General features: G+C 55.5%; 16 protein-coding genes. 15 read left to right on the forward strand and 1 reads right to left on the reverse strand.

The genetic code is table 11. The features are described 5' to 3' along the window. Positions 1–16: 16 nt before the first annotated feature. The 9 genes from CGZ80_RS13425 to cbiE all read left to right on the forward strand — a co-directional run bounded on the left by CGZ80_RS13425 (position 17) and on the right by cbiE (position 11,458). Positions 17–1,465 carry a DUF1501 domain-containing protein gene (locus CGZ80_RS13425; protein WP_094415154.1) on the forward strand — a complete coding sequence of 483 codons (1,449 nt, stop codon included), beginning with the start codon at positions 17–19 and terminating at the stop codon, positions 1,463–1,465. A gap of 190 nt (positions 1,466–1,655) precedes the next feature. Further along, positions 1,656–2,099, forward strand: coding sequence for a GntR family transcriptional regulator (locus tag CGZ80_RS13430; RefSeq protein WP_094415156.1), 444 nt, complete (start codon positions 1,656–1,658; stop codon positions 2,097–2,099). 14 nt (positions 2,100–2,113) lie between these two features. Continuing rightward, positions 2,114–3,064, forward strand: a complete 951-nt coding sequence (locus CGZ80_RS13435; protein ID WP_409994548.1) for an ABC transporter ATP-binding protein — start codon at positions 2,114–2,116, stop codon at positions 3,062–3,064. A gap of 340 nt (positions 3,065–3,404) precedes the next feature. Further along, positions 3,405–5,852: a hypothetical protein gene (locus CGZ80_RS13440; RefSeq protein WP_094415158.1), complete on the forward strand. Its 2,448-nt coding sequence runs from the start codon at positions 3,405–3,407 to the stop codon at positions 5,850–5,852. A 7-nt stretch (positions 5,853–5,859) separates the two neighbouring features. After that, positions 5,860–7,209, forward strand: coding sequence for a hypothetical protein (locus CGZ80_RS13445; RefSeq protein ID WP_094415160.1), 1,350 nt, complete (start codon positions 5,860–5,862; stop codon positions 7,207–7,209). A 328-nt stretch (positions 7,210–7,537) separates the two neighbouring features. Next, positions 7,538–8,452, forward strand: coding sequence for a rhomboid family intramembrane serine protease (locus tag CGZ80_RS13450; RefSeq protein WP_094415161.1), 915 nt, complete (start codon positions 7,538–7,540; stop codon positions 8,450–8,452). 54 nt (positions 8,453–8,506) lie between these two features. Continuing rightward, positions 8,507–9,466 carry a sugar phosphate isomerase/epimerase family protein gene (locus CGZ80_RS13455; RefSeq protein ID WP_094415163.1) on the forward strand — a complete coding sequence of 320 codons (960 nt, stop codon included), beginning with the start codon at positions 8,507–8,509 and terminating at the stop codon, positions 9,464–9,466. A 99-nt stretch (positions 9,467–9,565) separates the two neighbouring features. Continuing rightward, on the forward strand, positions 9,566–10,132 hold the full coding sequence (locus CGZ80_RS13460; protein WP_198953689.1) for a redoxin domain-containing protein: 567 nt from the start codon (positions 9,566–9,568) through the stop codon (positions 10,130–10,132). 90 nt (positions 10,133–10,222) lie between these two features. After that, positions 10,223–11,458 carry a precorrin-6y C5,15-methyltransferase (decarboxylating) subunit CbiE gene (cbiE, locus tag CGZ80_RS13465; RefSeq protein WP_094415168.1) on the forward strand — a complete coding sequence of 412 codons (1,236 nt, stop codon included), beginning with the start codon at positions 10,223–10,225 and terminating at the stop codon, positions 11,456–11,458. A gap of 7 nt (positions 11,459–11,465) precedes the next feature. Here the strand turns inward: cbiE and CGZ80_RS13470 are convergent, their stop codons facing one another. Beyond that, positions 11,466–12,620 carry a XylR family transcriptional regulator gene (locus CGZ80_RS13470; RefSeq protein ID WP_094415170.1) on the reverse strand — a complete coding sequence of 385 codons (1,155 nt, stop codon included), beginning with the start codon at positions 12,618–12,620 and terminating at the stop codon, positions 11,466–11,468. 350 nt (positions 12,621–12,970) lie between these two features. Here CGZ80_RS13470 and CGZ80_RS13475 point away from each other — a divergent pair, with 350 nt between their 5' ends. The 6 genes from CGZ80_RS13475 to CGZ80_RS13505 all read left to right on the forward strand — a co-directional run bounded on the left by CGZ80_RS13475 (position 12,971) and on the right by CGZ80_RS13505 (position 21,937). Then, positions 12,971–15,520 carry a family 16 glycoside hydrolase gene (locus CGZ80_RS13475; RefSeq protein ID WP_094415172.1) on the forward strand — a complete coding sequence of 850 codons (2,550 nt, stop codon included), beginning with the start codon at positions 12,971–12,973 and terminating at the stop codon, positions 15,518–15,520. 18 nt (positions 15,521–15,538) lie between these two features. Further along, entirely contained in the window at positions 15,539–16,345 is an 807-nt protein-coding gene (locus CGZ80_RS13480; protein ID WP_094415301.1) for an SDR family NAD(P)-dependent oxidoreductase, read from the forward strand. Positions 16,346–16,398: 53 nt separating this feature from the next. Beyond that, positions 16,399–18,822 (forward strand): glycoside hydrolase family 127 protein, encoded by a 2,424-nt coding sequence (locus CGZ80_RS13485; RefSeq protein WP_158222686.1) that lies wholly within the window; start codon positions 16,399–16,401, stop codon positions 18,820–18,822. Positions 18,823–19,164: 342 nt separating this feature from the next. Beyond that, positions 19,165–19,737, forward strand: a complete 573-nt coding sequence (locus tag CGZ80_RS13495; protein ID WP_094415178.1) for a nucleotidyl transferase AbiEii/AbiGii toxin family protein — start codon at positions 19,165–19,167, stop codon at positions 19,735–19,737. A gap of 120 nt (positions 19,738–19,857) precedes the next feature. Continuing rightward, positions 19,858–20,601: an SDR family oxidoreductase gene (locus CGZ80_RS13500; RefSeq protein WP_094415180.1), complete on the forward strand. Its 744-nt coding sequence runs from the start codon at positions 19,858–19,860 to the stop codon at positions 20,599–20,601. A gap of 64 nt (positions 20,602–20,665) precedes the next feature. Continuing rightward, entirely contained in the window at positions 20,666–21,937 is a 1,272-nt protein-coding gene (locus CGZ80_RS13505) for an AGE family epimerase/isomerase (RefSeq protein WP_158222687.1), read from the forward strand. Positions 21,938–22,019 lie beyond the last annotated feature (82 nt).

Genomic DNA, 22,019 nt, shown 5'->3' on the forward strand with positions numbered 1-22,019 from the left:
GTCGACCGAATCAATCATGAATCTGCAATCACATGCCCGCCGACAGTTTCTCGGCAACGTTGTCAGTGGCCTCGCCGGAATCGGACTCTTGGACCTACTGGGAAGTCCTGCCGCGAACCGGGGATTCGCCGCGGACCTGGGTAACGAATCGGCCGGCGGCCAAGTCTTGCCCCACCATGCGGCCAAAGCCAAGCGAGTGCTGCAAATCTTTTGTCCTGGCGCGGCATCCCACATGGACTTGTGGGAGCACAAGCCGATGCTGGAGAAAATGAATGGCCAACCGATGCCAGGCGAAGAAAACTTGGTGTCGTTTCAAGGCAAGAACGGCAACTTGATGCAAAGCCCTTGGCCTTTCAAACCCAGCGGCCAATCGGGAAAAGCGATCAGCACCATGTTGCCGCACATGGCAACCCATGTGGACGACATCGCGTTCATCCATTCAATGCACAGCAAGACGAACACGCACGGCCCCGGATGCATTTTTATGAACACCGGGCACGACAGTGAAGGCTTCCCCGGTGCCGGTTCGTGGGTCAGCTATGCCCTTGGCAGTGAGAACGAAAACTTACCCGCCTACGTCGCGATCCCAGACATCCGGGGTGAACCGCCGAACGGCAAAGCGAACTGGTCCAATGGTTTTCTGCCGGCGAAGTACCAAGCGATCACGCTAAGCGACCAATTGCCGATTCGAAACCTGGCACGTCCAGAATCGATTGACGCGGCAACCGATCAAGACACCAGGCAATTTTTGCAGCGGATGAACCGGCGTTTTGCCGCTTCCAATCCGGCGGAAAGCGAATTGCAAGCCCGCGTCGATGCGTATTCACTTGCGGCCCGAATGCAGCTTTCAGCGCCCGAGGTGTCGGGACTGGAAAGTGAGTCTGGCGAAACGCATCGGCTGTATGGAACCGGTGATTCCAATGAGCTGAAGGCGGCGTATGCACGCAACTGTTTGCTGGCCCGGCGATTGCTCGAACGCGGTGTTCGGTACGTGAATTTGTACTGTGCGTCGCGTGCCAGCGGCGTCGATGGGCTGCTCAACTGGGATGCCCACAAGACTCTGAAAGCAGATTACGAACGGCATTGCCCGGTCTTTGACCAGCCCACCGCAGCGTTGTTGACGGACTTGAAACGCACGGGGCTGTTGGATGACACGTTGGTTTTGTGGACGACGGAGTTTGGTCGGATGCCAACGCATCAAGAAGGCACCGTCGGCCGCGACCACAATCCCGATGGCTTCACCTGCTGGATGATGGGTGCGGGAGTCAAAGGAGGCGTCAGCTATGGGGCGACAGACGAATTCGGTCGCCGAGCGGAACAGAACCCGACAACGGTTTGGGATTTCTACGCAACGGTGCTGCATCTGCTCGGCTACGACCACGAAAAGCTGACGTGGTATCACAACGGCCTCGATCGACGACTCACCGACGTGCACGGCAACCTGATCAAAGCCATCGTCGCGTAGTGGGCGTGGTTCAGGAGCAAGGCTCGAATCAATTAACCGCTCGCTATCGCGAATGCGGCTGATGAGTGAGCGCGCCCTGCGAATTGAGGAGCCATACAAATTCTGATTAAATTTCATTGACCCAACTACCGAACCACTGTACTATCTAGATATCACACTGGCTCACTGATCTCGATACTCAGGTCCGGTTATGTTTTTTTCGATCGATGTCCAAAGCGACGTCGCGATTTACTTGCAGCTTGTGCGGCAGGTGAAGTTTGCGATCGCCGCCGGCACGCTGCGTCCGGGGCAACTCTTGCCCAGTGTTCGCGTGCTCAGTAATCAAGTTGCACTCAACCCCAACACGGTGGCACGTGCGTTCAATCAGCTGCAATCCGACGGGGTGATCGAATCGCTTCGCGGGCGTGGCATGATCGTTCGCGATGATGCGGTCGATGTTTGTCGTCAGGAGCGAGAATCCGTCCTCGACGAACGGATCGGTGCGGTTCTGTCGGAAGCCTGGAACGCCGGCTTAACCAAAAAGCAAATCAAAACGTTTGTCGACGCGCACCTGCGCGACCTTTGCGAAACGGAGCCGGCCGTTTTGGCGGCGGCTTCTGATCCGGGTGACAATGGTCACTCCGAAGACGCTTGATGGAGCACATTGTGATGAACTCTTCTTCTGAAAACGGCGGACTCATGCAACCTGTAATCTCGACCAAAGCGTTGACCATGCACTTCCGGCGTTGCGAGGCGCTGACCGAAGTGGACTTGGATATCCGGCCAGGCACGGTGTTCGCTTTGCTTGGCGAAAACGGTGCCGGAAAGACAACGATGATCCGCATTCTGACCGGATTCCAGCGGCCAACAAAAGGCACTTGCACGGTGTGTGGGATCGATCCGCAAAGCGATCCCCAGGCGGTTCGTAAACAGATCGGCTATGTCTCGGACGCGCCAGCACTTTATGACTGGATGAGCGTTGCTCAGATCGGCGGGTTCACCGCGTCGTTTTATGACCAGCACTTCTTGCCGGCTTATCAATCGATGATTCGGCGTTATGAGATTCAGCCCGAACAAAAGATTCGCCATCTCTCCAAAGGCCAACGCGCGAAAGTCGCCTTGTCACTTTCACTCGCCCACGACCCTTCGCTGTTGATCATGGACGAACCGACCAGTGGCTTGGACCCCAAGGTTCGTCGCAGCTTTTTAGAATCGATGATCGACCGGGCGGCGACAGGACGAACCGTGTTCCTGTCCAGCCATCAGATCAGCGAGGTTGAACGGGTGGCAGACACGATCGCAATTTTGCATCACGGACGCATCCGGTTGATCGGCGACCTGAACGAAATCCGTGAGTCGATTCATCAAGTCATCATCGACACGGACGATCCGCTGCGTGCGATTTCCAAACTCAACGAACCCGCCGAGATCTTGATGGAAGAAACGCAAGGGCGATCGCGGCAACTGTTCGTGCGGAACCTCGACAACGAAATGATCGACACGCTGCGAATGACTCCCGGCGTAACGGACGTACGCTGCCGGCTGGCAACACTCGAAGAAATCTTCGTCGCCTGCACCTCGCCAACACCCACACTCGAACCAGCAGCCGCAGGGCACTAGCTCGCGGTTATGCCCGAACAATCAACCCCGTCTCGTGACAAGGCTCCCGCCTTGCCACGCAATGTTTAGCAGGCTCCGCCTGCCCAGTTCTACTTAGGTTTTTCAATACTCAATATCCGGCAGAAACCGGAGAGACAGTGTGTCACAAGGCCGGCACCTAACCGCCAACCCTAGGAACCGGTTGATTTTCGAAATTGGCTGCTCCGCAAAAGCACCGGAAACAAACGCTACGTTCGCGGAGCGAAAGGCGACATAGGAAAATCAACCGAGCCCTAACACGCGGTCTCCACGATCGCGTACGACGTTGTTTAACTCATCAACAAACCGATTGAGAATCGATATGGCTACTCAAGTGACGACCGCCGAGGCGACGATTCGTACCAATCACGAACCCTCTTCAACGGCTTGGTTTTGGTGGAAGGAATCACGTCAACTCGCGCCACTATTGGTCATGCTGGTTGCCGTCGCATTCCTGGCGTTGTTTTTTGATTTGATCGGCAGTTCGCTTTGGAACTTTCAAGTTCCCCACGAAGCGTTGCTGCTTGCGATTCCGGGATTGTTCGCCACAGGTGCTGGACCGCTGCTGGTCGGTCAAGAAAGATCAACGCGAACGATCGAATGGTTAACGCTGCTACCCGTTTCTCCGTCGCGTCTGGCAATCACAAAGCTTCTCGTATCGCTGGTGGGCTTGGTGGTGATCTGGATGTTTTCGCTGTTGTTGCTCGCTGTGACGGGTGATGGATCGAGTAAATGGAGCACATTAAACCCCAACGATTTGCTCTACGATCAACAGTCCATCTTGGTCTGGTTGATTCACTCGCTGTTCGTGCTTCTGGTCGGCTTTTATGTTTCCTGGCGAATCGAGAACCAGTTCTATGCGTTGCTATTGCTGATCGGGATTGCGTTCAGTCCCTTCATTGCGGTTTCGGTGACCAGTGGGTTGCTAAGCCGTGCGTTGCTGGCGAAAGAATCAGGCATATTGTCCTTGATCTTCACCGCGATCGGCGTCGCGGTGATGTTTCCGCTGTCCCTTCGAGCGGCCGCGCGAACGTTGGGTGCGAAGCCAGCACCAAGTTTAAACGGGTTTGAAGTCAGCCGATCCTCGGTCGCCGCGGCAACCGTCCCCGAATTCAATACTCAAACGGCGCCGGTGATTTGGCAGAGCTTCCATTCGGCGAAAGGCACCTGGATGGTAATCAGCGTGATGTTGTTGGTCGGCTGTCTCGGGACAATGTCAACACCGGAGTTCGGAGTTGACATCCTTTCGAACAATTGGCTGCCGCTATTCGTCTTACTGTTCGCGGTAGCGACATCCTGGATTGGCGTGTGCGTGTTCAAGCACGACGGGGCGGCGGAGCGACTTCGCTTCTTGGCCGATCGAGGCGTTTCCTGGAAGCGAACCTATCTGGCCCTACACGGGTTCCCCATCGCAATGGTGTCGACGCTGTTACTGCTGTTCGCCTTGTTCAATTTGAAAATCGACCACTTCAATTACGACGCGGCGTCCGGAATGCCATCCTTGCTCACGATGATGTTCTTCGTCGTGACGGCGTATTCGGTTTCACAGTGGGCAAGCCAAATCTTCCGCACGCTGATCCTGTCAGTGATCATCGCACCAATCCTCGCCTGGACGACCGTTGGCTGGCTGAGTTCGGCGATTGCGATGTGTGGAGTTCCGGTTTGGTGCGTGGTGGTCTGTGCCCTCACGCCGATGTTGGCAAGCTTTGTGATGATGAAACACTACATGGATGGACGCGATCGCCCCTGGACCTTCGCTGTCGGTGCGGCTGCCGTCGCGATCATCATCGGACTGCCAATTTTCACGATGTACCGCCGAATCCAGGCGATCCCAGGGATGACGCCATCACAGCGGACCGCGCTACTGAATGAAGCTCGCAAAGCTCGGTCCCAAAATCTCCGCTCTGTCTTTGTCGCACTCAGTTACTCCGGTCGCTATTCCGATCAAACAATGCTGCTGAATGCGGAACAACTGATCGACAGCGCAAAATCATACCGCTATGAACCCCAGGTGATCGTCGCTCCGCTGACAACGCAGTCAGGTGAACCAGTTCGCCCAGCCTATTGTGATTCCGCATTTCAATTCTGGTACGAAAATTTCTCGCTCAGTCAATTGACCTGGGAATCGAATCCAGAGACGTGGCCCGATTACGCCGTCTTTTTAGATTCGTCGGTGACACTACTTCGCTCGTTGCGTGCTGATCATCATTATTGGTCTCAAGAGTATGCAGATCGCTTGGAAATCATGCTGCTCGACGCATTGTCCCAAGAAGCGATTCGCGCCAAGCGAGACAGCGAGACTGTCCAAAAAGTTGTCCGGTCAATTGGGACGCCACAAAGCCGTGCGAAAGCGCGACGTGAAGCCGTGCTTGCACAATGGGCGGAGGCAGTCATGGATCCGGACGACCCCTCCGCGTTCAACTTCTATGGGTACTTTCCCGAGAACGCGTCGGGCTTGGCCGCCTGGGCAGAGCCACGAGTTGATGAAGCAATCGTGCTCGCATTGTTAGATGGGATTGAAGCGGCAAAAACGCATTCGGCCAGCACCGGTTGGCTTCACGACCTTCATGAACTGATTACCCCAACAATACCGTTTGAGGAATCTCAATACGGACCAGCCTGGCGCAAACAACCCGTGTTACAAATCCTAACGTACCAATCTCGATTTGCGCCAGGAATGTTCATGGGACGAGACTGGGAATACGTCGACCCCAATGCATTGCTGGTAAACGAATCAACGGTTTCACCAAACGCTGACGAGCAGGAGTAGGCAGATCATGAACACGATGCTTTTCACAAATGATCGAGACCGCGTTTGGCTGGCAGTCGTCCTTGCCCCAGTCATGTTGCTGGTCGGTTTCATCGCGCTCGCCGAATTTCAGTGGTCTCGAAAAGACGCCGAAATCGATCGAAAGCTCCAGGGAATTTTCCCTGCCGCTTTCCTGGATGCCCCCTACAGCGATGCGGCTGGCGAAGCATTGAAAACAATGTTCGATCTCAAACCCAACAATACTCAGGAAACTCTTTCAGAAACGAATCTGGCAAAAATCAATCGTATCGAGTTTGCACTCGCTTCCTTTCGAAACGAAGTAGATCACCTCAATTCACTCGAAAATGATGCCGTGAGCCTGAGTGTCGAATTTGATCCGACACCGTTTTACGATGACATTTACCGCCGCGCCAAAACGCTGCTAGAGAACGTTTCAGCAGCAGATGCAATTTACATTGCTGCCGCCCCAAGCTTCTTTGAACACTGGTTTGAACATGAAGTACGACAGGGAAGGTTTGCAGACGCGATTGACGTCATCTCCTACCTGCAAGGACCAAGCACCCCAGTGGTGAGCGTTGCCAAAGCGATGTCGATTCCTGGCTGGACGCTCGAACAAATCGAGACCATCGAAAGGCTTGTGAATCACCCCGCCGCAACGCAAAACGAATCCATTCCCCCAGAACTCCGCCGCATCGAAACGGTGGCTCGGTTGCTGCCATGGTTTCAAGGAAAAACAACGCTGCTCTATCGGAACCGGTACTACCAGTCATCGCCTTTCCCGATCGCCCCCTCGGTCCGATTGGCAGTCTTGAACCGCGAGTTAGCGGCAGCCGAGATCAACAACGTTGGGAGCGTCAATTCGATCAAAAAGATTCGCAAGCTTGACCTCGCCTGTCGGGAAGCGATCGATTCAGGAATTGATACCGCGTTGCAGATTCCACTTTACAAATCTGTGAATCTCTATGAATCCGCATTCACCGGGGAAGATGACTTTGTTCTGCAAGCACGGCAGTTAAGCGACGAGCGTTTGGCACAAACGGCAATTGCGATCCGGAAGTTCGAATTGATGAAGGGCGAGTTCCCGGCACGGCTGGAAGAACTGTCGACCATCGGATTCAATTTTTATCGAGACCAAGAACTGGCATCTTACAATCTTTTTTACCAAAAGTTTCCTAGTGATCAGCGACGGGAATGGATTGGGGACGACAGCGTTGGATTCGATACCGAGCTTTCTCCTGAACTTGCCAACCGGAAAGGCTGGTGGGGAATGCTGGGTGGCGGCCACGACACGACAGTCTATTTCTGCCCGAGCGGGGCTGCCGAAGAGCCTCCATCGGATCAGGCAACGGAGGAGTAGGCCTGCCTGTGGCGGCAAGCCGTTCGCTTCAAAAACAGGGCATTCGCCAAGTCAGCAGTGCCTAACCGATCGCCACCCGCCTGTTGTCGATCTGACTTCTGGCGGGGGCGGAAGTGTCTTTTCGCGGGGAAAAAACGGACAATCGCAAAAGGTTGTCCCCTCTTCTTTCGGGTTCATCGTCTCTTTAGAACCAATCTCGACCGGTCGATTGGCAATCCGGTAGGATTTGGCATTCCGGTAGGATACCGGGGGAAGACGCGCGCACTGGCGGTACCCGCTGGGCGGCTTCCTGAGATTGACCCCAGACTCCGCAATTTAGTTGACTCGAATGGGCCTGTACGACCGCGACTATGGTCGCGACGACGAAATGTCACCCTGGGAGCGTCACCAACGATCCCAACAACCGAAAAGCATGGCCGTCATTGTGCTGGCGGTGACCTGTGGCGTTTGGGTGCTGGACATTTTGACGACCAAGAACGTCGGCGGCATCCGCGTCAGTGTGCTGGCCGAATGGCTGGCTTGCTACGGCACCACGTTGATCCAGCCGTGGACTTGGTACCAGTTCCTCAGCTACGGGTTCATCCACGACATCGAAAGCCCGTTCCACCTGCTGTTCAACATGTTCAACCTGTTCTTCTTCGGAAGGGCGGCGGAGATGCGGCTTGGGCGATGGGAGTTCCTGCGTTTTTACCTCGTCTCGATCGTCTTCGCCGGTGTCTTGGGGGCGCTGACGTACTGGATCATGGGCACGCCTGATGGACGCTTCATCGGTGCCAGTGGCGCGGTGTCGGCACTGCTGATTCTGTTCGTCTGTTTTGATCCCCACGCCGATTTGGATTTGTTTGGCGTTGTCCGAGTCAAAGCCAGCTGGATCGTGATCGTCTTCCTGATCTACAACGTCTGGGGATCGATGCAAATGCTGAGCGCCCAAAATCAAATGGGCGGCGGAACAGCTTTCACGGTTCACTTGGCCGGCGCCGCGTTTGCCTATCTGTATCACTCGCAACGTTGGAATTTTGGTTGGATCGATCCCAGCGGTTTTCGCCGATCGGTCAAGACGTCGATGCGGCGAACGAAACTCAAGATTCACGATCCCGACGCAAAGCTGCGAAAAGAGGAACAGGACGTCGACGAGATTCTGGCTAAAATTCATGCGTCGGGCGAAGAGAGTTTGACTCGCGCGGAGCGGCGAACACTGGAACGCCACAGCCGTCGCCAACGCGAGATGCGTGACCGAAAGTAAGCCCTTCACGTTTTGCAACTGTCACTCGCACGTTCGCCAGTCACTCGATCGTCAATGAAACACCCATCCGCCCCGCTGCTGCATCGCCGAAGCTGGCTTTCACTTGCCACCGCCGCCGGATTTGCCAGTTGGCTTTCCGCCCCGATCAAAGCGTTGGCTGAACAAGCCACAACGCAAGATGCGCACAACGATGCCCACCCGCTGCCCTATCTGGATCGGCTTGGGCTTCAGCTTTACACGGTGCGGAATCAAATGGCTGACGATCCGCGGGCGACTCTCAAGGCAATCGCCGCCGCCGGATACAAACAAGTCGAACTGATGGCGATCGATAACGGCGCACTCGAGTTGGCGGCGATCGCGCGAGACGAAGGACTTCGTGTGCATAGCGGGTTCCTGGATTGGCGCTGTGTCGTTGCACCAGAAACCAACCCAGACTGGACGATCGAACAAACGATCGAGATGGCCGAACGGATCGGTTTGCGTCACGTCGTGTTTGGCTACATCGACAAGCCATCACGGGACACGTCCGACAAGTGCAAGGCGATTGCTGATCGAGCGAACTCGGCCGCCGCGAAGACGCGTGACGCCGGCATGCGGATGGCTTATCACAACCATTCTTTCGAATTCGCGAAATTGGATGGCGGGGCAACCACCGCCTACGACATTTTCATCGAGCGGTTTGACCCGCAACTGATGGACTTCGAACTCGACGTCTTCTGGGCCAAAATCGGTGGCCATGACCCGTTCGCCATGATGAAAAAGCTGGCCGGGCGGATCACGATGGTGCACCTCAAAGATCTCAAGAAAGACACGCCCACCAATCACGATGAAGCCACCGTTCCCGCAGACGCGTTTCAGGAATGTGGTGACGGTGTCTTGGACATCCCCGCGATCATGCGGCTGGCCAAAGAGATCGGTGTGCTGGAATGCCATGTCGAGCAGGACCAATCGCCAGCACCGCTGGACAGCATTGCCCAGAGCTTTCGCTTTTTGGCCGAAGCGTCAAAGGCATAGCTGCGGATCGAGTTCGTTGTCGCTGACGCAAGCGTTTATGCTGCGTTGATCGATTTCCCCGTTTGCCCTTTTGACTGATTGGTATCCGTGATGACGACAATGAACCGATTCTTTTGTGGTGTTGCCACGTTTGCGATGTTGATTTCTGCGAGCAACTTGTCGGCGAAAGAGCCGCTCGCGGTCGGCGACAAGGCACCGGATTTCGAGCTTCCCGTTCAAGGCCAAGACGACTTTGCAACACTCTCCGAATTGATCAAAGACGGCCCCGTCGTGGTCGTCGTCTTGCGTGGCTACCCGGGATACCAATGCCCGCTTTGCACCCGCCAAGTCAGCAGTTTGGTCAACCGTGCCAAGGCGATTGGTGCGGCAACGGGCGACCAACCGCAACGTGTCGTTTTGGTTTACCCCGGTCCAGAAAACGGTCTGGAACGAAACGCCAAACAATTTCTGGGTGCCAAACGTTTGCCGGAAAACTTTGTCATGGTCCGCGACCCGGACATGAAAATGGTCGACGAATGGGGACTGCGTTGGAACGCCCCACGCGAGACGGCCTATCCGTCGACGTACGTGATCGGCCCCGGACGACGCGTCAAATGGTGCAAAGTCAGCGAATCGCACGCCGGCCGATCGACCGTCGAAGAGATTCTCAAAGGCTTGCGGGAATAAATCGACCGCCTCCCTGTGTCGCGATCGTTCGCCTTCGTATAACTAGGTGCTGTCGAGAAACAAGATCATCGGTTTTCAGGAGAACATTGCGTGACCGCTCGGATTCATATTGTCGGTATTGGCGACGACGGATTGGATGGCCTGACCGGGCATGCGAAGTCCTTGCTGACCTCCGCGGAAATGGTGATCGGCACGTCAGCATTGCTTAATCGCCTGAACGATTCGGTGCCCGCCGTTCGTGTCGAATGCAACGGTGGCCTGGACGAGCTGAAATCGGCCATCGCCGAACTGCCTGACAAACAAACCGTGTTGCTGGCCAGTGGCGACCCGCTGTTTTATGGCATTGCGAACTACCTGACCGAAACGGTTGGCAAAGACCGCTTCGAAATCGTCCCCCATGTCAGTTCGATGCAGCTGGCCTTTGCCCGCGTCAAAGAAAGCTGGGACGATGCCTATCTGTCCAATCTCGCCGTCCAGCCACTCGATCGCGTCGTCGACATGATCCGTTCGGCCGAACGCGTCGGCCTGTTCACGACCGACTCGATCACCCCGTCGGTGGTCGCCGAAGCGTTGCTCGATCGTCGCATCGACTACTTCAACGCCTACGTTTGCGAAAACCTTGGCACCCCGCGCGAAACCGTCACCCGTGGCGACTTGCAATCGATCCGTGGGCAGTCATTCTCGCCACTGAACGTGATGGTCTTGGTCCGTCGCACCGGTGCGGCCGACCTTCCCAGTACCGGCAAACGCACGCGGCTGTTCGGCAACCCCGATGACGTCTTTTTGCAATCACGCCCCAAACGCGGTTTGTTGACTCCGATGGAAGTCCGCTGTATCGCGCTGGCGGAATTGGAACTGCAACGTGACTCGATCGTTTGGGATGTCGGTGCCGGCAGCGGCGCGCTGGCCATCGAAGCCGCATCGATCGCGACCGCCGGCAAAGTCTTTGCGATCGAAATGGACGCCGAAGACTACAACCTGATGCTGCAGAACGCCGAGCGTTTTGACGTCCCGTCACTCGTCCCGATCCACGGCCAAGCCCCGGCGGCTTGGGCCAGCTTGCCAGACCCTAGCGCGGTCTTTGTCGGTGGCAGCGGACGCATCGTTCCGGAACTGGTCCGTGAAGCGGCCAGCCGAATGCCGAAAGGCCGCATCGTGGTCAGTGTCTCTAGCCCCGATAACTTGCTCGCCGTTCAAAAGGTCTTGGAAGATTCCGGCTACCGCGCCGAAGTCCGCATGATCAACATCGCTCGCGGACAACACCAACTGGACCGTGTCCGCTTCGAATCGCTGAACCCGATGTTCTTGATCGTCGGCGGAAAGTAATCAAACGTCAGCGAAAGTCTTCACGAAACACGCTTGGCGGAATGCCCGTCAAGCGTTTGAAGACGACGGTCATGTACTCGGTGTGATCAAACCCAGTCAGCTTCGCAATCTCGGCCAACGATAGGTTGGTGTCACGAAGCAATTCTTTGATCCGGCGCAGCTGCGTGGCGCGGATCTCTTGCTGGGGACTGTGCCCCAAGCTTTGCCGAAACCGGCGCTCGATCGAGCTTCTGGAGACACCAAGCTTGCCGACCAAGTCTTGTGCGGTCATGCCAAAGCAAGCGGATTCGCGAATCATCGCGATCGCCTCGACAACCAAGTCGTCATCGATCCCCAGCGCATCGGTCGACTGACGAACGATCACACCCATTGGATCGACCAATCGGGCGGCCGAATCTGCTTTCTGACCGGACATCAGTTCGTCCAGCAACTCGGCCGCTTCGAAACCGATCCGCTGTGGGTTGGGCTGAATGCTCGATAGTGGCGGGTCACAAAAGTTGCAAAGCAATTCGTCGTTGTCGACGCCGATCACTGCCACTTGCTCTGGCACAAAGATCTCGGAGCTTTGGCAGGCATTGAGCACCTGCTGCGCGCGGATGTCATTGCAAGCCATCAGCCCGACGGGCTTGGGAAGCTGTTGCAACCACTGTGCAATACGCTCCTGATCCAAGTCCCATTTGGCGGCCGCCTTCCCGCGCCAAACGGAATGATAGGTGGCGGTTTCGAAACCGAGGCTGCGAAGATGTTCGCTGAAACCGACGAATCGCTGTTCGGACCAAGTTTCCTTTTCAAAGCCGCAGAACGCAAAGTTGCGAAAGCCGCGTTCATAAAGATGACTCGCGCCAAGCCTTCCGATCGCGTGCATGTCGGATTGGATTCGCGGCAGCTTTAAATCGGCGTACAAGTCATTCAGGTCAACGGTCGGGATACCTTTGCGACGAATCTTTGCGGCCAGCTCTGGCGTCGTGTTGCGACAGATGATGCCATCCCACGGACGCTGCAGCAGCCACTCCGGCGGCGAGGCCCCCAGTTCACGCTCGTCCATAAACGCCGACCAGCGTGCACGTGTCCGCTGGTATTTCGCGATCCCCTCCAGAATGCTTCGCCCATACGTCGTCGCCGTTTCGACAAGCAACGCGACACGACGTTTCTTTTGGACCATGGGTTTCGGATTTCTGAAGACACGGATGCGTCAATCGACGGAAAATCGACGCGATAAAAAACTCCTGCACGCGAGGGCTCGACCTGTGGCAAGGATCGGCCTGGCGAACGCAGTTTCTTTATCATAGACGCAAAAACGCTCGCATTCCGCGACAAACTGGCCAACAAAACCCCTTCGCATTCATGACAACAGAACTCATTCGGTGCCAACATTTCTCATGGCAATCTTGATCGGTCGCAGTCACACTTCCACACCGAACAACCTGTCGGTTTTACGTTCTCCTAGTGTCGCCTTTCGCTCCGCGAAAGTAGCGTTCCTTCCGCCTTTCTCGGTTCCGGGAATCCATCGAAATGCCACTTTCACGTCACGGCATGATGTCAACGATCGCTGCCGCAGCGGTCGTGCTGTTTGCCCAAGGCCAAGTCGCCAACGGCCAACCGGTCGCCAGCCCCACCCTCACAATCAACGTCGACGCCGCGCAACGTCTGCATCGCGTGTCGCCTTACCTGACCGGTGCTTGCATCGAAGACGTCAACCACGAAATCTACGGCGGCATCTATAGCCAAATGATCTTTGGCGAAAGCTTTCAAGAGCCAAGTCGTCAAAGCCCAGTCAAAGGCTTCGAAGCCGCTGGCGGCAAGTGGTCGGTTGCAGACGGCGTGTTGTCCGGCAGCGCCGGCGAAGGCCCGAAACTCGTCCGCGAAGGCTTGGTCATTCATCAAGGTAGCGTTGGCGTCGATGTTAAATTGATTAGCGAAGTGGCCGGTAACGCGGGGCTGATCATCGCGACCAACCAGGCCAAAGTCGGCGCGGACAATTTTTCGGGTTACGAGATCGCTCTTGATAGCCAAGCGGACCGCCTAGTCATCGGACGGCATGACCATAACTTTAACCTGATCGGTTACGAAGCAATTGATGTTCGCACCGACGAATGGATCCGGCTGCGTGTCAAAATCGAACCAGAATCGTTTACCGTTTTCGTCAACGACAAAGAAATCACCACGGTTCGCGACCAACATCCGCTCCGCGCCGGAACGATCGGCTTTCGCCAATGGCAACGCAACGCCCAGTACCGCAACCTGGAATTAAACGTCGACGGGAATGCAATTGACGCTTCGCTTGTCGGGACTGCTCGTGCGAACGAAATCAGTGGCATGTGGGACGCGGTGGGCGATGTAGCAAACGCATCGTTTCAGCTGATCAAAGACAACCCATTTGTCGGCCAACAGAGCCAACGGATCAGCGCCGAAACGAACGGCGGATCAGCGGGTCTTGCCAACCGTGGACTGAACCGCTGGGGCATGACGTTTCGAAACGGCAAACCCTACGAAGGCCAGTTGTGGCTGCGAAGCGACAAAGCGATCGCCGTTTCCGTTACGTTGGAAGGCACTCGCCTTGAGGACACTGCGATTGAAAACAACAACGAGGTTCATGAACTCGCCAGCAAAATCGTGAACGTTTCGGGCGATGGCAAGTGGAACCGGTATGACTTTGAATTGACACCGACCGGTGAAACCGAAAACGGTCGCTTTGCGATTCGCCTGCAAGATGCCGGACAGCTGGATATTGGCTATGCATTTCTGCAACCCGGTTCGTGGGGACGCTACAAAGACCTGCCGCTGCGTCGCGATGTTGTCGAAGGCTTGATCGACCAAGGAATCACCGTGCTTCGATACGGCGGCTCGATGGTCGATAACCCGCCGAACTATCGCTGGAAAAACATGATCGGGCCACGCGACCAACGTCAACCTTACGATGGTCACTGGTACGACTATTCGACCAATGGCTGGGGAATCATTGATTTTCTGAACCTTTGCGAAGCCACCGGCATCTTCGGGATCCCCTGCTTTAGCATCGACGAATCGCCACAGGATATGGTTGATTTCTTGGAATACGCCAACGGTGATGCCAACTCAACTTGGGGACAAAAACGCGTTGCCGACGGCCATCCGAAACCCTACGGACTGCAATTCATCCAGCTCGGCAACGAAGAATCTGTGAACGAAGCGTACTGGGATCGCTACGAGCCGATCGCACGTGCGATGTGGAAACAGGATCCGAGCTTGACCTTGATCGTCGGTGACTTCCAATTCGAAAGCCCGATCGTCGATCCGTTTCACTTCACCGGTTCGCCAGCCGGAATCACCAGTCTGGCTGCCCACCAAAAGATCCTCGCCCTCGCCAAAGAACTGGACACCGAAGTTTGGTTCGACACGCACATGTGGACCGGTGGACCCGAGCCGACCTCGTCGATGAACGCGTTCTTCACCTATGTCGACGCACTTGAAAAACTCGCCGAAGGTGCCAAGCACAAGGTCGTTGTCTTTGAATTCAACGCCAACAACCACCGCCAACGCCGGGCGCTGTCCAATGCGGAAATGATCGGACGGATCATGCGTGACGGTCGCATCCCGATCACCCTGTCAGCAAACTGCTTGCAGCCCGATGGCCAAAACGACAACGGTTGGGATCAAGGATTGCTGTTTTTGAACTCCTCCGACGTTTGGTTACAGCCCCCTGGTTTCGTGACCCAAATGGTCTCACAAGCCTACCAACCTTGGGTAGTTCAGTCGTCCGTCGCATCGAACGACAAACAAGCCGTCCCCGAGTCAATCGATGTGGTCGCTACCGCTTCGGAAGACAAGCAAACGGTCATCGTGCGAGTCGCCAATCGCGACGCACATCCTGTGCATGTGCAACTACTGTGCGATGGAATTCAGGTGCAGTCTTCCGATGCCCAGGTCACAACTTTGGCAGCACCGCTGAACGCGCACAACACGGCCGACAACCCGAATCAAATCCATCCGACAACGCAAACGATCTCAATCGGGACCACCGATCAATCGGCAACGATTGAGGTGCCGGCGTACTCGTTTTCGACCATTCGGATCGGATCCTAAATCGGTGGAACAATCGAAATGGATTTAAAACTTAGCCAACACACGGCATTGATCACCGGTGGCGCAAGTGGCATCGGACTGGCAAGTGCCAAGCAGTTCGCCCAAGAGGGATGCAACTTACTGCTTTGGGACAGGTCGCCCGACATCGAGCAGGTCGCAAGTAATTTGCGACAAACAGGCGTCACGGTTGAAACCAGCGTGGTGGACATCGTTGATTTCGAATCGCTGAAAAACGCGATCGACGAATTCACAACGCGTGGCGGCACCGTTCAACACGTCGTGCATTGTGCGGCGATGGGATCTGGCAAATTCGGGTTTCCGTTTACCGAGCTCGAACCTGCGGATTGGCGGAAGACACTCGAGGTCAACATCATGGGCATGGTCAACGTGGCCCACGCGTTGACGCCGTACTTGACCAAACAACAGTACGGAACGTTCGTGTTTTTGGCGTCCATCGCTGGCCAGATTGGCTCGCAAACCGATCCGCCCTACAGCGCCAGTAAGGCTGCGAATATCAATTTCGCGCAGTGCATGGCGAAAGACTTGGCGTCGCATCAGGTCCGGGTGAACACCGTTTGCCCTGGGATGGTGAAAACGCCGCTGAACCGATCCGTCTGGCAAGCTTGGCATGACCGAACGCCTGTCGAACAACGTCAAAGTTACGAAGACTGGGCGGAGCATAAGATCAAAAGCCTCGTGCCGCTTGGAAAATGGCAATCGTGCGAGGACATCGCAGACATGATCGTGTTCCTCTCCTCCGACCGAAGTCAGCAAGTCACCGGCCAGACGATCAACGTCGATGGCGGTTTCGTCATGCACTGGTAATGTGCCGCATTGCCAGCCCTCTCCCGCCAACCAACCGATTTCTGATTCGTTCCATGAACCCTGTCCGTTCTATCACGCTCGCGATCCTGGTGTCGCTTCCGCTATTTGGTAGCGCACAAGACGCCACGACCTTGCATCCCGTTCCGCTGGAACAGGTTTCGATCAATGACGCCTTCTGGTCGCCAAAACGCACCATTTGGCAAAACGTCACGATCAACGATTGTTTCGACAAATTCGAACGCGACGGTGCGTTTGAAAACTTTGACCGCTTGATTGCGGGGCAAACAGGTGGCCATCGTGGTGCACCTTGGTTCGACGGTTTGGTGCTGGAGATGATTCGCGGTGCGAATGACTTTTTACGCAGCAATCCCGACGCAGCACTGCAAGCTCGAATCGATGGCTATGTCACACAGATCTGCAAAGCGGCGAAGCAGGACCCGAACTGTTTCTTAAGCAGCTACACCCAACTGGAAGTCCCCGACCAACGCTGGGGACGCAACGGCGGCAAACTGCGTTTCCAACATGATGTCTACAACGCCGGATGCCTGTTCGAAGCCGCCGCGCATTATTACTGGGCGACCGGAAACACCAACCTTCTGGAAGTCGCATTGCGTCTGGCCAATCACATGGCAGAGACGTTTGGCTTGCCACCAAAGGTCAACGTGATCCCGGCTCACGCTTTGCCAGAAGAAGCACTCGTCAAACTGTCTCAAGTCTTGACGCAGCACCCGGAGCTTAGCAAAACGCTTTCGATTGACGTTGACGCGAACAAGATCCTTGACCTCGCGAAACTCTTCGTCGAATTGCGTGGCAAGCACGATGGACGTGAATCTTTCGGACAATACGCCCAAGACGACGTCCCGATTCGTGATCAGAAGACGATCGAAGGCCACGCCGTTCGTGCCACATTGCTGTACGGCGGGCTGGCTGCGATCGCCAAGGAAGATCCACAAAGCGGCTACTTTGCGGTTGCCGATCGAATGTGGCGCAACATGACCGGTCAGCGAATGTATGTGACCGGTGGCGTCGGTGCGATCGCAGACGACGAAAAGTTCGGCGCCGATTATGAGCTTCCCAACGATGGCTATTTAGAAACGTGCGGCGCCGTAGGTGCCGGTTTCTATCACTTGAACCTGCATCAGGTTTCTCCCGATGCAAAGTACATCGACCAATTCGAACGGGTGCTCTACAACGCGGTGCTGTCTGGCGTTTCACAAAGCGGCGATCGGTACCTTTACGAAAGCCCATTGACCGCACCGGCATCAAAACAGCGTTGGGACTGGCATGCCTGCCCATGTTGCCCGCCGATGTTTTTGAAACTGACCGGCGCTTTGCCAGGCTACGTCTACTGCCAGTCTGACGATGCGGCCTACGTCAATCTTTTCATTGGCAGTGAAGCGACGGTTCGTGTGGGTGAGCATCAACTGCAACTTCGCCAGCAAACCACCTATCCGTTTGGCGGCCAAGTTCGATTGCAAGTTTCGCCGGTTGGTGAAGTCAGCGATCCGCTGAAGTTGAATGTACGAATTCCCGAGTGGTGCCAGGGCTTCAAGATTGCCATCAACGGAAATGCCATCGACCAACCGACGTTGGAACGAGGCTACGCGTCGCTGCTGCGAACCTGGAAACCTGGCGATGAAGTGACGCTCGACTTCGAGATGCCGGTCCAAACGGTGTCGGCGAATCCACAGGTCAAAGCTGACTTGGGACGCGTCAGCTTTCAAAAAGGGCCACTGGTTTACTGCTTCGAAGAGATCGATAACACAGACAGACTACGGTTCAGCTATCTAAGTGAAACGGCGACCGCTGTGCCGAGTGAGCCACCGAGCGGAATCGTTGGAATCGAATCAATCCGCGTCAAGGCAAAGCAACGCCTTCCCGTCAAAGATGACGAGTCGCTGTATGGTCAGGATGTGATTGGTGATATAACAGAAGACATCGAGCTAGTTGGCATTCCCTTCTTTGCCCACTCGAACCGTGGACCGACGGGACGTCAAACTTGGATGCCAACAACGATCTTGTTGACCGAAGAAGCCAAGGCGGAGACGATCGCCAGCCAGGGCACCTGGACGGCCTCACATTGCTGGACCGGCGACACGATTGCGGCCGTCAACGACCAAGTCATGGCCGAAGCGTCGGATGACGATTCGATTCCCCGGTTCACGTGGTGGGATCATCGCGGGACCAGCGAATGGCTGCAGGTGGAACTTGCCAAGCCCAGCGAATTACGCTCGGTCGAGGTGTATTGGTGGGACGAACGACGCGTCAACCGTCACTGCCGTGTCCCGGCGACGTGGCGCGTCCTTCATCAAGTCGATGGAACCTGGAAACCGATCGCGGGCCAAAGCGAAGGCCCGGTCGAGCTCGACCAGTTCAACAAAATCAGCTTCCCACCGACCACCGTCCAAAAGCTTCGCCTCGAAGTCCAACTCCAACCCAACTGGTCCGCGGGAATCCTCGAAATCCAGCTTCACTAGCGTTCTGAGGGGGGATCCCCCTTTTCAGGCCAAGTATCCAGGACAAAGACATTTTATGCGACCGCTTCCGCTGTCTATACTAGCATTCATGACGGGAACAGGAGACCGAAATGACGGCAACCGAAGTTGAGCTTGAATATGAACGCCGCTGGAGAGCAATGTCGCCAGCCGAGAAACTTTCTCGAAGCGCTGCGATGCTGACTTGGACGCGGCAACAAATTGCGAGACGCCTTCGCAGTAGTGAACCGAGTCTGTCAGACGAAGTAGTCAGGTGGCGCGTTGCTTTAAAGCTGTATGAGCGAGAGCCGGAAGTGGTCAAGCTGATCTTGGAGAAACTAGCTAGTGTTTCCCGTTGAATCGTTCGAACGTACGATTAAAAAGTTTGTTCAAATTGCGAACACGATCGACCTCCCTTTTCATCTCACAGGAGGTTCGATTAGCTCTGTGTATGGCGAGCCACGTTTGACCCAGGACATCGACATCGTTGTCTCGCCACAAGTCGCGAACCAAAGAGTCGATGACCTGGTCTGCCAGCTGGCATCTTCCGATTTTCTATTTACCGAAAGTGTCGTCCGGAAAGCAGTCGTTGAAGGTTCTCTTTTTCAACTTCTTGACAAGACTGAAACGCTGAAGCTCGACATCTATCCAAGAGAACTCATTCGCGGAGAGCTGCAACGCTCTCAAACACTTGAGCTATTTGAGGGAGTCTTCTTGCCTGTCGTTTCTCGCGTCGACGCGGCAATCTCGAAACTCATTTGGATCCATAAAGGAAGCCACCGTAGTCGCCGTGATTTTCGAAGTGTTTTTTCTGGTTGCAATGAACTACAGCAATCCGTAATCCGGCAACAAGCTTGCAAATTGCAACTGGAGGAATTGCTGAACGAGGTGTTGATCGAACCCGATGAAATCCGCTGATCCGCTCCCTCATACCATTGCGTCTGAGAATCGGTGAAAATGGTGAAAGGTGCTTTGGTTTCGCGGGTAGTCACCTGCGAAACGAATTGACTTTCACTCAAATTTCGAAGGATTCCTCGGATGACATTTCTCGTCAAAGATTCGATCGCTCTCGTCACTGGTGCTAATCGAGGAATCGGGAAAGCGATTCTCGAAGGGCTGCTACAACACGGCGCAAAAAAGGTCTATGCGGCTGTCCGTGATCCTCAGTCCGTCCAGCCGCTGATCGAAACGTACGGTGATCAAGTCGTCGCCATTGAGCTCGATCTGGGCAAACCAGAAACGATTGCCGCCGCCGCAAAAACGGCAAGTGACGTGACCCTCGTCGTCAACAACGCGGGCGTCTTGCGAACGGCGCCCGCGATGGACTCCAGTGCCGTCGAAGCGTTGCAGTTTGAGATGGACATCAACGTGTACGGCCTGATCCGCATCGCCCAAGCGTTCGCCCCGGTTTTGAAAAGCAACGGCAAAGGCGCGTTGGTGCAGCTTAATTCGGTCGCTTCGCTGAAGAACTTTGCCGAATTCGCAACCTATTCGGCATCCAAAGCAGCGTCCTACTCGATCACCCAAGGTTTGCGGGCTCAGCTAGAACCTCAAGACATCCAAGTTGTCAGCGTGCACCCTGGCCCGATCGCGACCGACATGGCATCCGCCGCGGGCCTGAGCGAAATCGCCGAGCCGCCAAGCCTGGTCGCAACCGCGATCATCGAAGCACTCGAAAGCGGCGACTTCCATGCCTTCCCCGACTCGATGGCCAAGGACTTTGGCGAAGCGTACGCGTCGTTCGCGGAAAACGTCATCGATTCGAACGAGATGGCAGAGTAGTCACCTGTGGTATGATTCGAGGAATCTTCCCGTTCCTCGAATCGCTGCCGGAGTTTGTGACACGATGCGTCTGATTTGCCTTGCCTTGTTGTGGGTTGCCTGTTGTCAGGTCTCCCGTGCTCAGGTTTCCGTCAGCGTCACGCCCGAACAATGCAGGTCGTTGCTTGAAACCAGCTTGGTCGATTTTTACCTGCCAGGAAGCCTCGACAAAGAATTTGGTGGCTACTTCGAAGAGCTCGGCCGTGATGGTGATTTTGTTCCGACCGACAAGTTCTTGACGATGCAAGCGCGGCAGGTATGGTTTTTCAGCACCCTTGCCGTGAATGACATTCGCCGTGAAGCATCGCTGCAAGCGGCCGAATCAGGTTATCGGTTTCTGTGCGAGCACTTCTACGACTCGCAACACGGTGGCTACATCACCAAGACGCGGCGAAACGGCGAGCCCTCGGATACTCGCAAGCACGTGTATCCGAACGCGTTCGTGATCTACGCGTTTGTCGAATACTACCGTGCTTCAAAAGATGACGATGCGCTGCGACGAGCCACCCAATTGTTCGAGACTCTCGAATCGCATTGCCATGACAAACAATACGGCGGTTACCAAGAGTTTTTCTATAACGATTGGAAGCTTGTCACCGATCCCAAGGAATCCGGCTATGTCGGTGCGATCAATACCAAAACGTATAACTCGCACCTGCACCTGCTCGAAGCGTTCACGGAGCTCTACAAAGAAACGGACAATGCCTTGGTCGGCCGCCGACTGGCAGAGCTGATCACGATCAACATATCGACCGTCAAGCATCCGCAATATGCCTGCAACATTGATGGCTGGACGCGTCAGTGGGAGATGATTGAATCGCCATCCAATCTGCGTGCCAGCTATGGGCATGACGTCGAGTGTGCGTGGCTGGTCCTCGAAGCCGCCAAAGCACTTGGACAGAGCACCACGACACTGGAGAATTGGGCCGTTACGACGTGCGACTATTCGATTCGCTATGGATACGATCACCAATACGGCGGCTTTCATTACACCGGCCCGCTCGGCGAACCGAGTGACGAACGCAAGAAGGTTTGGTGGACGCAAACCGAAGCCTTGGTCGCGATGCTGACCCTGCACCAATTGACCGGTGACGAGAAGTATCTGCCGTTATTCGAAGGGACCTACAAGTTTTGCGAGCAGTCGTTGGTCGCAAAGGAAGGCGGCTGGTGGAACACACTGACCGTCGACGGAAAGCCAGACCGCTACCCCAGTCGCACCAGCATGTGGCAAGGTGCCTATCACAACGGACGAGCACTGATTCGTTGCGAAGCGTTGCTGAAAGAGTTCAGCCAGTAACCGACGCGAGTAAGTTTCGGCGAATCCAGGCATCTCCATCAGCCGCTGGCGCTAGCCACGGTTCCGCACCAGTCTGAATCCC

Source organism: Rhodopirellula sp. MGV, assembly GCF_002251265.1.
Lineage (GTDB): Bacteria > Planctomycetota > Planctomycetia > Pirellulales > Pirellulaceae > Stieleria > Stieleria baltica_A.